The 15192-nt window shown below is 47.5% G+C and carries 10 protein-coding genes; 2 read left to right on the forward strand and 8 right to left on the reverse strand.

The window, feature by feature from the left end; all coding sequences use genetic code 11:
• Window positions 1-3 precede the first annotated feature (3 nt).
• Both carB and AK965_RS06625 read left to right on the forward strand, forming a co-directional pair.
• Window positions 4-3237, forward strand: a complete 3234-nt coding sequence (gene carB, locus AK965_RS06620) for a carbamoyl-phosphate synthase large subunit (protein WP_099078878.1) — start codon at window positions 4-6, stop codon at window positions 3235-3237.
• A 198-nt stretch (window positions 3238-3435) separates the two neighbouring features.
• The gene (locus AK965_RS06625; protein ID WP_099078879.1) at window positions 3436-4215 is read left to right on the forward strand and encodes a TSUP family transporter; all 780 of its coding nucleotides are present in this window, start codon (window positions 3436-3438) and stop codon (window positions 4213-4215) included.
• Here the strand turns inward: AK965_RS06625 and AK965_RS06630 are convergent.
• The 8 genes from AK965_RS06630 to gltB form a co-directional block, all read right to left on the reverse strand.
• Window positions 4151-5011: a LysR family transcriptional regulator gene (locus tag AK965_RS06630; RefSeq protein ID WP_099078880.1), complete on the reverse strand. Its 861-nt coding sequence runs from the start codon at window positions 5009-5011 to the stop codon at window positions 4151-4153. The genes AK965_RS06625 and AK965_RS06630 overlap by 65 nt on opposite strands.
• Window positions 5012-5145: 134 nt before the next feature.
• On the reverse strand, window positions 5146-5766 hold the full coding sequence (locus AK965_RS06635; protein ID WP_099078881.1) for a TRIC cation channel family protein: 621 nt from the start codon (window positions 5764-5766) through the stop codon (window positions 5146-5148).
• A gap of 76 nt (window positions 5767-5842) precedes the next feature.
• Window positions 5843-6667, reverse strand: a complete 825-nt coding sequence (btuF, locus tag AK965_RS06640) for a vitamin B12 ABC transporter substrate-binding protein BtuF (protein WP_172438092.1) — start codon at window positions 6665-6667, stop codon at window positions 5843-5845.
• Entirely contained in the window at window positions 6667-7620 is a 954-nt protein-coding gene (locus tag AK965_RS06645; RefSeq protein ID WP_099078883.1) for a cobalamin biosynthesis family protein, read from the reverse strand. The genes btuF and AK965_RS06645 overlap by 1 nt, the downstream gene beginning before the upstream one ends.
• Before the next feature lie 14 nt (window positions 7621-7634).
• Window positions 7635-8330, reverse strand: a complete 696-nt coding sequence (mtnN, locus tag AK965_RS06650) for a 5'-methylthioadenosine/S-adenosylhomocysteine nucleosidase (RefSeq protein ID WP_005447825.1) — start codon at window positions 8328-8330, stop codon at window positions 7635-7637.
• A gap of 65 nt (window positions 8331-8395) precedes the next feature.
• Window positions 8396-8824: a DUF1499 domain-containing protein gene (locus tag AK965_RS06655; RefSeq protein WP_099078884.1), complete on the reverse strand. Its 429-nt coding sequence runs from the start codon at window positions 8822-8824 to the stop codon at window positions 8396-8398.
• Between the two features lie 90 nt (window positions 8825-8914).
• On the reverse strand, window positions 8915-10327 hold the full coding sequence (locus AK965_RS06660) for an FAD-dependent oxidoreductase (RefSeq protein ID WP_099078885.1): 1413 nt from the start codon (window positions 10325-10327) through the stop codon (window positions 8915-8917).
• A 20-nt stretch (window positions 10328-10347) separates the two neighbouring features.
• Window positions 10348-14811 carry a glutamate synthase large subunit gene (gene gltB / locus AK965_RS06665; protein WP_099078886.1) on the reverse strand — a complete coding sequence of 1488 codons (4464 nt, stop codon included), beginning with the start codon at window positions 14809-14811 and terminating at the stop codon, window positions 10348-10350.
• Window positions 14812-15192 lie beyond the last annotated feature (381 nt).

Below are 15192 nucleotides of genomic sequence, written 5' to 3' on the forward strand. Positions count from 1 at the left end.
ATAATGCCAAAACGTACTGACATTCAAAGTATTCTTATTCTTGGTGCTGGTCCGATTGTAATCGGTCAGGCATGTGAGTTTGACTACTCTGGCGCACAAGCGTGTAAAGCTCTGCGTGAAGAGGGTTACCGAGTTATTCTGGTGAACTCTAACCCTGCAACCATTATGACTGACCCAGATATGGCCGATGCGACTTACATCGAACCAATCCAATGGGAAGTGGTGCGTAAGATCATCGAAAAAGAACGCCCAGACGCAGTACTACCAACAATGGGTGGCCAAACGGCACTGAACTGTGCGCTTGATCTAGAAAAACACGGTGTTCTTGCGGAGTTCGGCGTCGAGATGATTGGTGCAACCGCAGACGCGATCGACAAAGCGGAAGACCGTTCTCGTTTCGATAAAGCGATGAAGTCTATCGGCCTTGAGTGTCCACGAGCAGATACTGCAAAAACCATGGAAGAGGCATACAAAGTTCTCGATATGGTTGGCTTCCCATGTATCATTCGTCCATCTTTCACCATGGGTGGTACTGGCGGTGGTATTGCGTACAACAAAGAAGAATTTGAAGAAATCTGTCGTCGTGGTCTAGATCTTTCTCCTACCAATGAACTTCTTATTGATGAGTCACTTATCGGTTGGAAAGAGTACGAGATGGAAGTGGTTCGCGACAAAGCAGACAACTGTATCATCGTATGTGCGATTGAAAACTTTGACCCAATGGGTATCCACACAGGTGACTCCATCACGGTTGCTCCAGCTCAAACGCTGACAGACAAAGAATACCAACTAATGCGTAACGCTTCTCTAGCGGTACTGCGTGAAATCGGTGTTGAAACGGGTGGTTCAAACGTACAGTTTGGTATCAATCCGAAAGATGGTCGCATGGTTATCATTGAGATGAACCCACGTGTATCTCGTTCTTCTGCGCTAGCATCGAAAGCAACAGGTTTCCCTATCGCGAAAGTGGCAGCGAAACTGGCGGTTGGTTTCACGTTAGATGAGTTAATGAATGACATCACTGGTGGCGCAACTCCAGCATCATTCGAGCCAACCATCGACTACGTAGTCACTAAAATTCCTCGTTTTAACTTCGAGAAATTTGCCGGTGCTAACGACCGCCTGACTACTCAGATGAAGTCAGTTGGTGAGGTAATGGCAATCGGTCGTAACCAGCAAGAATCTCTACAAAAAGCGCTACGCGGCCTAGAAGTGGGCGCGACTGGCTTTGATGAGATGGTCGACCTAGACGCACCAGACGCATTGACGAAAATTCGTCATGAACTGAAAGAAGCAGGCGCAGAGCGTATTTGGTACATCGCAGATGCATTCCGTGCGGGTATGTCAGTTGATGGCGTATTCAACCTAACGCAAATCGACCGCTGGTTCCTAGTTCAAATAGAAGACATCGTTAAGCTTGAGCAAGATCTTAAAGCGAAAGGCTTTGCTGGTTTGAACAAAGAAGAGCTTAACAAGCTGAAGCGTAAAGGTTTTGCGGATGCGCGCCTATCTAAGATTCTAGGTGTTGCGGAAAGTGAAATCCGTCGCCTACGTGACCAGTACGACATCCACCCAGTTTACAAGCGCGTAGATACGTGTGCGGCTGAGTTCTCATCTGATACGGCTTACATGTACTCATCTTACGATGATGAGTGTGAAGCGAACCCAACAGACAAAGAGAAGATCATGATTCTAGGCGGCGGTCCAAACCGTATCGGCCAAGGTATTGAATTTGATTACTGTTGTGTACACGCATCACTAGCACTACGTGAAGATGGCTACGAAACCATCATGGTTAACTGTAACCCTGAGACCGTTTCAACAGACTACGACACGTCTGACCGTCTGTACTTCGAACCAGTAACACTGGAAGACGTACTAGCAATCGCTCGTGTTGAAAAGCCAAAAGGCGTTATCGTTCAATACGGTGGTCAAACACCACTTAAACTGGCTCGCGCACTTGAAGCGGCTGGCGTGCCAATCATCGGTACGAGCCCAGATGCCATCGACCGTGCAGAAGACCGTGAGCGTTTCCAAGTTGCGGTTGACCGTCTAGGTCTTCTACAGCCAGAAAACGCAACAGTAACCACGATGGAGCAAGCGGTAGAGAAATCTCGTGAAATCGGTTACCCACTGGTTGTGCGTCCTTCTTACGTACTGGGCGGTCGTGCGATGGAAATCGTATACGATGAGCAAGACCTACGTCGTTACTTCAACGAAGCTGTTAGCGTATCAAACGAATCTCCAGTACTACTAGATAGCTTCCTAGATGACGCAGTTGAAGTGGATATTGATGCTATCTGTGACGGTGAGCGAGTGGTTATCGGCGGTATCATGGAGCACATCGAGCAAGCGGGTGTTCACTCAGGTGACTCGGCATGTTCTCTTCCTGCATACACGCTAAGCCAAGAAATCCAAGACGTCATGCGTGAGCAAGTTGAAAAACTAGCGTTCGAGTTGGGTGTTCGTGGTCTGATGAACACGCAGTTCGCGGTGAAGAACAACCAAGTATACCTAATCGAGGTTAACCCTCGTGCAGCGCGTACGGTACCGTTCGTATCGAAAGCAACGGGTGCACCAATCGCTAAGATTGCTGCTCGTGTCATGGCGGGTCAATCTCTAGAGTCTCAGGGCTTTACGAAAGAAATCATCCCGCCATACTACTCTGTAAAAGAAGTGGTACTGCCATTCAACAAGTTCCCGGGTGTTGACCCACTGTTGGGCCCAGAAATGCGCTCTACTGGTGAAGTTATGGGGGTTGGAGCAACGTTTGCGGAAGCTTACGCGAAAGCAGAGCTTGGCTGTGGAAATGTGTACCCAGAAGGTGGCCGTGCACTACTGTCTGTTCGCGAAGGCGACAAAGAACGTGTTGTTGACCTTGCATCAAAGCTATCTAAGCTTGGTTACCAGCTAGATGCAACACACGGTACAGCAGTCATTCTTGGCGAAGCGGGCATTAATCCACGTCTAGTAAACAAAGTACACGAAGGTCGTCCTCACATTCTTGACCGTATCAAGAACAATGAGTACACCTACATCGTGAACACTGCCGCAGGTCGTCAAGCGATTGAAGATTCTAAAGTTCTACGTCGCGGTGCACTAGCAGAGAAAGTGAACTACACGACAACGCTAAACGCTGCATTCGCAACTTGTATGTCACACACAGCAGATGCGAAGAGCACAGTGACTTCGGTTCAAGAGCTGCACGCAAAAGTGAAAGCGAGCCTAGAAGCGTAATAGATAAAAATCAGTAAGCCCGAAAAATAGGGCTTATATGACAACCTCATTGCCCGCTCATCTGAGCGGGCTTTTTTGATCTCATGAGAATTAATGAAAATCTGGAATAGGTTAGTGTCTTGAGTTTCCTTTTTCTCGTTTGTGAGGCGGTGTTATCGTTGCCTTCTTTTCGTTACACATTTTTACCAGGACGCATAAGTGGAAATCACTTTTGAGATTTTAATTGGATTGTTTTTTGTCGCATCAGTCGCTGGATTTATTGATGCTATGGCTGGTGGCGGCGGTCTATTGACTCTACCTGCTCTGCTGGCGGCGGGGCTAAGCCCAACTCAGGCGCTGGCGACCAACAAGCTACAAAGTTCATTCGGCAGTTTTTCAGCCAGTTGGTACTTTGTTCGTAATGGTATCGTGAGCTTGAAAGAGATGCGCCTTGCCATTTTATGTACTTTTATTGGCTCAGCCATTGGTGCTGAAGCGGTGCAGTATATTGATGCTGGAATATTAACTAGCCTTATTCCAGTATTGCTGATCGCGATTTCACTCTACTTCTTATTTGCTTCAAACTCGAAAGCCGCAGGCGGAGATCGGAAGCTTTCTGAAGCTATGTTTGCGTTATGCGTTGGTGGTGGCGTTGGCTTCTATGATGGCTTTTTTGGCCCAGGAACGGGGTCTATTTTTGCACTTTGTTTTGTTGCGCTTGGTCATTTCTCGTTAGTCGATGCAACTGCCCGAACTAAAATACTGAACTTTACCTCAAACATTGCGGCGCTGCTGTTTTTTATTCTGGCTGGTTTGCCAGTATTGGAAATCGGTTTCACCATGGCTATAGGGGGCTTTATTGGTGCTCAGCTAGGTGCCAAAGTCGTGGTGACTAAAGGCCAAAAGTGGATTCGACCTCTAGTAATTACCATGTCTATGCTGATGGCGATGAAACTTCTTTGGCAACAACATCAGCAATGGCTTCTATCACTGTTTTAATTCGTTCGCTGCGATACGCATTATGGCGTAAGCAGATGTGAATCGGGCGAATCAGCGGTGATAGCTCGTCAAATGCATAGCAATACTCAGGTGCAATGTTTAAAGTTTTTACTATCGATTTGGGGATTAAAGCTGGTGCCATTCCACCCAGAGCCAACTGTGCGGCAGCAGTGTATGAGTCCATCTCCATTAAAGGCTGAATGTCGTGTTTGGACAACACAGCTTGCTGGTAAGTATTGGCTGGATTATTCAAATCATTGGTGAGAATCGTCTTTGGCATTTCAGTGAGCTTATGTTTACTGATGATAGAGAAAGGCTCATCCGCTAGATGAAAACTCATCAAACCATGATGTGGAGGTAAGTAGCCCGCGCAAAATCCCAGCGTGGCTTTGCCTGATTTAACGTTTTCAACGATTCGTGGCGTATGGTTGGTTGAAATTCTGAGGTAAGGATCTTGGGTCAAGCGCTCTTCCATGATCAAGCTGAGGTAACCTGCAACTAACGTTTCTGAGCAATCCATTCGAATCAACGATGTATCTTCGAGTTCTTGTTGATCGTGAATTTGACCACGTAATTCGTTAAAGGTTGGTTCAATGATACTGATCAGTGCAACAGCATCAGAGGTTAGCTTAATGTGGCGTCCACAGGGCTCAATCAGTTTCTTACCGAGCTTTTTTTCTAGATTCGCAATGCGTTTGCTCACGGCTGATTGGCTGATGTAGAGCTGACTGCCAGTGCGACTCATGGTTTTTTCTTTGCTCAGTACTAATAGCGTTTCAATGCCTTCCAGTAACATTATCTATCCATGAAAATGGGGAATAGTCACACCAATATAACCAAGCTTTCGGTCAGATGCTAATCGTGTGTTGAGAAATAAAAAGAGCCGATTTTTAGGTCGACTCTTCTCGAGAAACTTGCGATGCTGATTACTTATCGATTGATGGCAAAGGTTGGCAGTGACAAGTGCCAGCGAATTGCGCCCAGACGGATCATCAGCGTTGATATCACCCCAGCGAGTAAGGCTACAGAATGATCGTAACCCATACTTAATGCTGTGGTATGGAAAATGCCACCAATGATACAAGCCGTTGCGTAGACTTCACTTCTCAAGACCATAGGGACTTCACGAGCTAGCACGTCTCGAATGATGCCCCCGCCACAGCCGGTAATTACGCCCATGATCACTGCAACCATGCCTGATGCGTTATAGGCGAGAGCTTTCTCTACACCGATACCAACAAACACCGCCAAACCAATCGCATCACATACAGGAAGTACCCACCAAGGTAGGCGTTTAGGACGACGAACCAGAATCATAGTCAGTAAACAGGTGATGAAAATGACCCAAAGATAGGTGGTGTCAGTGATCCAGAATACCGGGGTTGCACCGAGCGCCATATCGCGAATGGTGCCACCGCCAATTGCGGTGACGCTACCGAGTACGATCACTCCGAAAGGGTCCATCTTTAATCGGCCTGCGAGTAAAACACCAGAAACCGCAAAGACAGCAGTACCGAATAAATCGATCATATAAAGCAGCATGGAGTCCATGTTACTTAGTACCTTTTAAACAAATTGTGGGGAACAGAAATAGGGTGGAAATTTTACGGGATTTCCAATGAAAACGTTAGCGTTTTTGCCGCACGCTTTCAAAGTGTTCACACACCTCTGTGATCGCGTTTAAGGTTCTTGGGGTCGGGCGGTTGATCAAATCGGCATTCAGAGACCAAACATGGCCATTTTTAAGCGCGGGGATGTCGTTTTTCCAGGCAACCCACTTACCATCATCACTCATTGCATGGCGAGAAGTGAACAGCACTTCAGGCTGGCGAGTCATCACTTGCTCGATGCTGACTTGCGGGTAAGGAGCAATGCCTTTGGCAAAGATATTCTCACCACCACAGAAGGTGAAAACTTCACTTGGCCAATTATTGCCCGTAACGGTGATGATCGGCTTTTCACTCAACTGATAGAAGTAGCGGACTTTCTCTTCGGTATTGTACTTTTCTTTTAACGCTTTCAGTTGTGCACGAAAATTTGCGGCGCTCTTTTGTCCTACTTCCGGTCTTTCACTGTACTGGCTGAGCTGTTCAATATTTTTGGCAATATCTTCTAGCGTCCCCGTTGTTGAAGAGTAAATAGGGATGCCAAATTGTTTGAGCTTCTCAAGTTCTTTGGCAGGATTCCCTGCAGGCCAAGCGATAACCAAATCGGGCTGAAGAGCAATGATGCGTTCAAGTTTGATACCTTGGTAGTTTGATACTCTTTCTAGGCCTTTAGCTTGCTCTGGGTAGTCACTCATCTCACTGACCGCTATCAGTTTGTCTCCAAGACCTGCGGCATAGGCGATTTCCGTTGCGTGTGGCGCCAGACTGATGACGCGTTGAGCGGGTTCATTGGCAAAAGAAGCGGCAGAGAAGAAAAGAGGAAGAGCAAAGCAAAGTTTGTTCATCATAGTCCTTGATAAATGAGTCCGAGGATAAGGCTTTGGATAACGATCCAAGCCAAAATACGCCATACAATGAGGGTTTGGATTTGTGCCAAATGAATAGCAGATGGTGCGATACGACCACCAATTTTTGCTCGTTCAGCTCTTTGACCTTGGTACAGTGCTGGGCCGCCAAGTGACAATTGAAGCTTGTTACCAATCGAGCACAACAACCAAGCTGGTCCTGGAAGCGGCCAAGATTTCGCTTGTTGAAGCATGGAGGTGGAAACACTTGATAGGTTTTTCCCCATGCTAATGAACATGGCAAATAAGCGTAAAGGAACAATCTCCAATCCAGCCGTTAGCTGAATAGCAGGCTTACCAAAAGGTGAATACTGGCGGCGACTTGGGGACCAAGCGCGAGCGAGCTCTGCCGTTAGGCGATACATTAATGCGCCAATTCCACCAGTAAATCCATACCAGAACAACACGCACACAACGTTACGTCCGTAGCCCATGATGATGGTCTCTGCACCTGCTTTACCAATCCCTAAGAGCGATAAGCTGTCTGTATCGCGGTTAAGGTAAGGCTTGAGTAGTGCTCGGCACTGCACTTTGTTCTCATTCGACATTGCAGTGACGAGTTGTTTAGCAAGTGATTCGTTGTTTCGCCAGTCAAGAGCAATAAGCAGTAATGCCAGCTCAAATAAGGGCGCTTGCCAAACTAAGGGCTTCATCGCGAGCAGTAATATCAAACAGGGTACAAGCATAAGAAGCAGTGCGAGCCCGCCAGAGAGAACGCTTTGTGAGTAGTTGTGGTTGTTATTAACTTTATTCGCCAGTTGTTCTGCGAATTTATGCCACAAAGTGACGGGATGCGCAGCGTGTGGAATGGGGATTAATAAGTGGAATAGTAATGCGCCCCACATGACGAGGAGCGCACCGTTGGCATAGATCTGTTGAAAGGTTTCTTCCATGAAATCTGAGAGACTTACTTAGTCAGTTCCAACATTTTGAACACCATTTCTGAAGAGCTTTTCGCTGCTAGCGGTAGGAATTCTTCGAAGCTCATTGGTGACTCTTTGTCTGCTACGTCAGAGATAGCACGAACAACAACAAACGGTGTGTTGAATTGATGGCAAGTTTGAGCGATAGCAGATGCTTCCATCTCTACTGCGATAACAGATGGGAAGTGTTTACGAATGAACTCTTGGCGTTCTGCAGTGCAAACAAACGCATCACCAGTACAGATAAGACCACGAACTGCGTGAGTGTTTTCCATTTGAGCCAGTGCTTTTTCCGCAAGATCCATTAGCTTCTCATCTGCTTTGAATGCTGCTGGTTGACCGGCCATTTGACCCATTTCGTAACCAAACGCAGTTACGTCTGCATCGTGGTGACGAACTTCTGTTGAGATAACAACGTCGCCTAAGTTTAGGCTTGAGTCAAAACCACCCGCTGAACCGGTGTTGATCACTACATCTGGTTGGTATTCATCAAGAAGAATAGTGGTGCCAACAGCTGCCGCTACTTTACCGATGCCAGACTGAAGCAGTACCACATCTACGTCGTTAATTTGACCAGAGAAAAACGTACAACCTGCTTTGTTTACGGTTTGGCAGTTTGTCATAGCTTCTTTCAGGATGGTGACTTCTTGTTCCATCGCACCGATGATACCAACTTTCATAACACTCTCTTTGGGTAAAATTTGTAAGTTGGCGAGAGTATACCACTCTGCACCAAGATGTGGTGCTATTTGATTAATTTGGCCGTGGTTAGCAGAGAACGCAATTGGTCTGCGCGTTTGCGATTGACGCCAAAGTCTGAATAGCCGACACGAGATTCGGAACGAACAATGAGCTGGTCGCCTTCGATCTTAAGCTCTAAATCGTCCACAAAGCGCATGATTTTAGATGTGCATTCAATACGTAGGTAATTGCCTTCTTTGAGGGCTGTCTTCGCCCCCGGCAGTTCAAGCGCCACTTGCTCAATCGCATCGATGTTCGCTGAATCAGTTAGGGTAAATGGCGTTAGATTATATTCTTCACGCGTGTCTTGGGTGGAAACGCAGTTTGGTTTGTCACCACAAGGTGATTGAGAACGATCTGTCATGGTTGTGACTCCTTGGCTACAAGCGGTTAAGCCGAGCAAAGTGATGGAAAGGAGAGCGACTTTTTTCATTATTCTATTCCTTATATTAGGAATTTAATTATATGTAATAAAAGAAAAAAGGATCCAACAATAGGATCCTTTTTGAGATGTTAGGTGTGATTAAACTTCGAGGTAATCGAGAATGCCTTCCGCCGCTTTTCGACCTTCATCAATTGCAGTCACGACCAGATCAGAGCCTCGTACCGCATCCCCGCCAGCGAAGATCTTTTCGTTGCTGGTCTGGAATTGGAACGCTTGTTTTGCAGGGGCTTTGATACGACCCCACTGATCCAAATCGACATCAAACGGTGCTAACCAGTCCATTTTGTGTGGTTGGAAACCAAATGCCATGATCACGATGTCTGCCGGTAGAACGTGCTCGCTGCCTTCGACGGGCTCTGGACGGCGGCGACCTGCTTCATCAGGTTCGCCAAGTGCGGTTTTCACCACTTTGACACCCGAGACTTTGCCTGATGCATCCACTTCAATCCCCAAGGGCTGCAGGTTGAACATGAACTTTACGCCTTCTTCTTTGGCATTTTTCACCTCGCGGCGAGAGCCTGGCATGTTGGCTTCATCACGACGGTAAGCACATATAACATTTGATGCGCCTTGGCGGATAGAGGTACGAACACAGTCCATTGCGGTATCACCACCACCCAATACCACGACGCGCTGTTTCGCCATGTCGATAAATGGCTGGTCGTGTTCTAAGCCCATCACTTTGTAAGTATTGGAAATCAAGAATGGCAGAGCATCGTAAACGCCCGGCGCGCCCTCATTTTCTAATCCAGCACGCATGTACTGGTAAGTACCAACCCCCAAAAAGACGGCATCGTACTTATCAAGCAGCTCTTGCATGTACACATCTTTGCCTACTTCGACATTCATACGGAACTCTACGCCCATCTCGGTAAAGACGCGGCGACGGTTTTCCATCACGCCTTTTTCAAGCTTGAATGAAGGAATACCGAAGGTCAGTAGACCTCCAATTTCAGGATAGCGGTCAAATACGACAGGTTTCACGCCATTGCGCACAAGTATATCGGCGGCGGCCAAGCCTGCTGGCCCTGCACCAATGATGGCAACCTTTTTATCGGTCCATTCCACTTTGGACATGTCAGGCTTCCAGCCCATTTCGAACGCTTTGTCGGTAATGTATTTTTCAATGTTACCGATGGTGACAGCGCCAAAGTCATCATTGAGGGTGCAAGAGCCTTCACACAGACGATCTTGCGGACAAACTCGACCACAAACCTCTGGCAAGCTGTTGGTTTGGTGTGACAGCTCAACGGCTTCAAGGATACGACCTTCATTGGCAAGTTTTAGCCATTGAGGGATGTAGTTGTGGACTGGGCACTTCCACTCACAATATGGGTTACCACAATCCAAGCAGCGATCCGCTTGCGCGGTCGCTTGTTGCTTGGTAAACGGTTCATAGATTTCAACGAACTCGATCTTACGAATTTTGATGGGTTTCTTCGCAGGATCAACGCGCTGGACATCGATAAATTGGTAAACGTTCTGGCTCATGATTCAAACATCCTCCATGATTACTGGGCTTGAACGCGCAGTTCTGCGGCGCTACGACTTTGGTGACCAAGCAGGGTGCGTAAGTCTGCTGCTTGTGGTTTCACCAAGTAGAACTTTGGAATCCATTCATCAAAGTTCGCCAAGATATCTTCTGCGTAGCTTGAGCCGGTTTCTTCAAGATGCTCAGCAATCAGACCACGTAAGTGCTCTTGGTGGATGTAGAGATCCGACAGAGAAATTGCTTCAATTGATTCGCTGTTCACGCGACCTTGGAAGTCTTGGTTCTCATCCAATACGTAAGCAAAACCGCCAGTCATGCCCGCACCAAAGTTGACGCCTGTCGCGCCAAGAATGGCGATGATACCGCCGGTCATGTATTCACAGGCGTTATCGCCTGCACCTTCAATGACGGCAATCGTGCCTGAGTTACGCACGCCGAAACGCTCACCTGCTTTACCTGCAGCGAACAGTTTGCCGCCCGTTGCGCCATACAAGCAGGTGTTACCAATGATGGTCGCTTCATTACACTTAAACGCCGTGCCAAGGTGAGGCTTGATCACGACCTTACCACCAGCCATGCCTTTGCCGACGTAGTCGTTCGCATCACCAGTGAGGTAAAGCTCTACGCCACCCGCGTTCCAAACACCAAAGGATTGCCCTGCGGTTCCATCTAGGTACAACTTGATTGGCGTTGCCGCCATGCCTTGGTTGCCGTAACGCTGAGCAATTTCACCCGATAGGCGAGCGCCGACAGAACGGTCGGTGTTGATCACGTTGTAAAAGAAGCTTGCTGATTGACGTTTCTCAACTGCTTGCAATGCGTCTTCAACGATCTTCTGGTTTAGCTCCGCTTTATCAAATGGTTTGTTTGGCTGTGTCCAGTAAAGGGGATGTCCCTCTGGAGAGACTGGCGCTTCGAGAATATTGGAGAGATCCAACTTTGATTGTTTCGCTGTCAGACCTTCAACGGTTTCCAACAAATCCGTACGACCAATCAAGTCAGTCAGTTTTTCAGCCCCAAGTTCCGCGAGCAATCCACGCACTTCGTCCGCCAGACCAATGAAGTAGTTCATTACCATTTCCGGTAGACCTTTGAAGTACTCTTTACGCAGTGTCTCGTCTTGAGTTGCAACTCCAGTTGCACAGTTGTTGAGGTGACAAATACGTAGGAACTTACAACCCATTGCCACCATTGGCGCAGTACCAAAACCGAAGCTTTCTGCACCTAGAATTGCCGCTTTAACCACGTCTAGGCCGGTCTTTAGACCACCATCTACTTGCAGGCGGATCTTATGGCGCAGACCATTAGCAACCAGTGCTTGTTGTGTCTCCGCCAGTCCCAACTCCCAAGGGCTACCAGCGTATTTCACTGAAGTTAGCGGACTTGCTGCGGTACCACCGTCGTAGCCGGAGATGGTAATGAGATCAGCGTAAGCTTTCGCTACCCCCGTTGCGATGGTGCCAACGCCTGGCTCAGAGACTAACTTCACTGAAACTAGCGCATTGGGGTTGACTTGTTTCAGGTCGAAGATCAGTTGGGCTAAATCTTCAATAGAATAAATATCATGGTGCGGAGGAGGGGAGATCAGAGTAACCCCTTGTACCGAATAACGCAGCTTAGCGATTTCGGCTGTGACTTTGTGTCCTGGCAGCTGGCCACCTTCTCCCGGTTTCGCACCCTGTGCAATCTTGATTTGCAGTACGTCCGCATTAGTTAGGTAATGAGGCGTTACACCAAATCGACCTGAAGCAATTTGTTTGATGCGCGAATTACGCTCAGTACCGAAGCGACGAGGATCTTCACCGCCTTCACCCGAGTTAGAGTAACCACCAAGGCGGTTCATCGCTGTTGCAAGCGCTTCGTGCGCTTCTGGGCTAAGTGCACCAATCGACATTGCTGCCGAGTCAAAGCGTTTGAACAGTTCAGTGCTTGGCTCGATTTGCTCAAGTGGTAGCGGTGAATCTGATTTTTTCAGCGACATTAAGTCACGCAGCATGGCAACAGGACGTTGGTTTACCTGTTTAGCAAAGCTCTGATAATCGTTGCTTTCACCTGATTTCACTGCGGTTTGCAGTGTGCCGACCACATCTGGGTTGTATGCGTGATATTCGCCACCGTGGACGTATTTCAGTAAACCGCCATGCTCGATGGCTTTACGTTTCGCCCAAGCTTTACGGGAAAGGTTGTACAAGTCTTGTTGGAAGTCGTCGAAGTTCGCACCCTCAATGCGAGTGGTTACGCCTTTAAAGCACGAGTCGACCACTTCTTGGCTCAAACCAACGGCTTCAAACAGTTGTGAGCAGCGGTAAGAGGCGATGGTCGAGATACCCATTTTCGACATGATCTTGTACAGACCTTTGTTGATGCCTTGTTGATAGTTTTGCATCACATCGCGATAGTATTTTTCTAGTGCTTTATCATCAATCAGTTTACCTAGCGTTTCATACGCAAGGTATGGATAAACCGCAGTGGCACCAAAGCCAAGCAAGACCGCAAATTGGTGTGGGTCACGTGCTGTGGCGGTCTCAACAACAATGTTGGCATCACAACGTAGGTTCGCATCGATCAGGCGAGTTTGAACCGCACCGACCGCCATTGCTGCAGGAATTGGCAGTTTGCCTTTGACCAACGCGCGATCCGAAAGCACCACTAGTACCGTGCCTTCACGGACGACTTGTTCTGCTTGATCACACAGTTCATCAATGGCTTGTTTTAGATTTTTCTGCTGTGGGTCATAGTTGATATCGAGAATGGTATTACGGTAGTGATCGTCACCAAGCTCGAGTAACTGTTGCATGTCGGAATAAAGCAACACTGGCGAATCGAAGGTCACTCGATATGCGTGACCATCGGTTTCACAGAAGACGTTCATCTCCTGACCGATGCTAGTCGCCAGTGACATTACGTGTTTCTCACGCAGAGGATCGATTGGCGGGTTGGTTACCTGGGCGAACTTCTGGCGGAAGTAATCAGTTACCAAGCGCTCTTTAGAAGACAGAACGGCGATTGGGGTGTCATCACCCATAGAGCCGACCGCTTCTTGGCCCATATCACCAAGGACACGCAGTACTTGATCGACTTCTTCATTGCTCATGGCGAATTGCTTTTGATAAGTCTTAAGCAAATCTTCATCAAAGCTGCGCTCGCCCACTTGATCTTCAGGTAGCTGAGCAAAAGGTGTGAGCTTATGAACGTTGTTCTCCATCCATTTGCGATAAGGGTGACGAGATTTCAGATCGTTATCGATCTCGCGAGACTGCCAAAGTTTACCTTTACGGGTGTCTATAACCAGTAGTTCACCCGGACCAACGCGTCCTTTCTCGGCAACTTCATCGGGAGCGTAATCCCAAATCCCCACCTCAGATGCTAGGGTGATCAACTTGTCTTTGGTAATCACATAACGAGCAGGACGCAGACCATTTCTATCGAGGTTACAGGCAGCGTAACGGCCATCGGATAGTACGATACCTGCCGGGCCATCCCATGGTTCCATGTGTTTGGAGTTGAAGTCGTAGAACGCTCGCAGATCCGGATCCATGTCTGGGTGATTTTGCCATGCTGGTGGCACAAGCATGCGCATGGCACGGAATATATCCATGCCGCCAGCTAAAAAGAGGTCTAGCATATTATCGAGGCTGGAAGAATCTGAACCTGTCTCGTTAACAAATGGTGCTGCCGTTTGTAGATCTGGCAACAGTGGTGATGAGAACTTGTAAGCACGTGCTCGCGCCCATTGGCGGTTACCTTCAATGGTGTTGATCTCACCATTGTGAGCAAGGTAACGAAACGGCTGAGCCAGTGGCCAACGTGGCTGAGTATTGGTTGAGAAACGCTGGTGGAACAGGCAGATAGCGGATTCCATGCGTAGATCAGCAAGATCAAGATAGAAGCGTGGTAAGTCTGCAGGCATACACAAACCTTTGTACACCAAAACCTGTGTAGACAGGCTACAGATGTAAAAATCTGGATCTTCTGTGATTTGTTTCTCGATGCGACGGCGTGCGATATAGAGGCGACGTTCAATGTCACGCTCGCGCCAACCTGCCGGTGCAGAGATAAAGACTTGCTGAATATTTGGAAGCGAATCAGCGGCAATAGGCCCGAGGACTTCGGAGTTGGTTGGAACCTTACGCCAGCCTGCAATGGTTAAGGTTTCTTGGGCGAGCTCTTTATTGACGATGTTTTTAGCGAGCTGAGCTTTCACCGGATCTTGGTTGAAGAAAATCATCCCTACGGCGTATTGCTTACCAAGATTGAAACCACTTTCTTCGGCGATAAGGCGTAAATAGGAGTCGGGCTTTTGAAACAAAAGACCACAACCATCACCGGTTTTGCCATCGGCGGCGATACCACCACGGTGAGTCATGCGATCAAGTGCAGAAATTGCTGTACGTACCAACTTGTGACTTTGTTCGCCTTCCATGTGCGCGATTAAGCCAAATCCACAGTTGTCTTTCTCAAGACTTGGATCATAAAGAGCCATTGCAATTCTCCCTTTGCTTATCTGTCATCCCTACAGATATATCAACACTGCTCAAGTTGATAACGATGACTAACTACGCGTCACTTTCTAAGTTTTATGTATTTCTATTCAATAAAATTCGTTAAATATATTAACAAAAGTTGTGCGTTTTATTTGCACCAAATTCACAACCTATAGCTTATTGTAAAAAAGGTCAAGTTATTAGTGAATCATCGCGCGAATATGCGATTTACCATTTAATTGGCTAAAATAATTCAAGTAATTCAGCGATATAGGCTATTTAATGTTACGGGGTCCTAACATTTGGTCTTGAGGGAAATAAAAAAGACCAGCACAAAATGCTGGTCAAAATATAAAGATTGGAAGGAACGGTCTTCTTTC

Origin of the sequence: Vibrio sp. PID17_43 (assembly GCF_002608565.1) — a bacterium.
Taxonomy (GTDB): domain Bacteria; phylum Pseudomonadota; class Gammaproteobacteria; order Enterobacterales; family Vibrionaceae; genus Vibrio.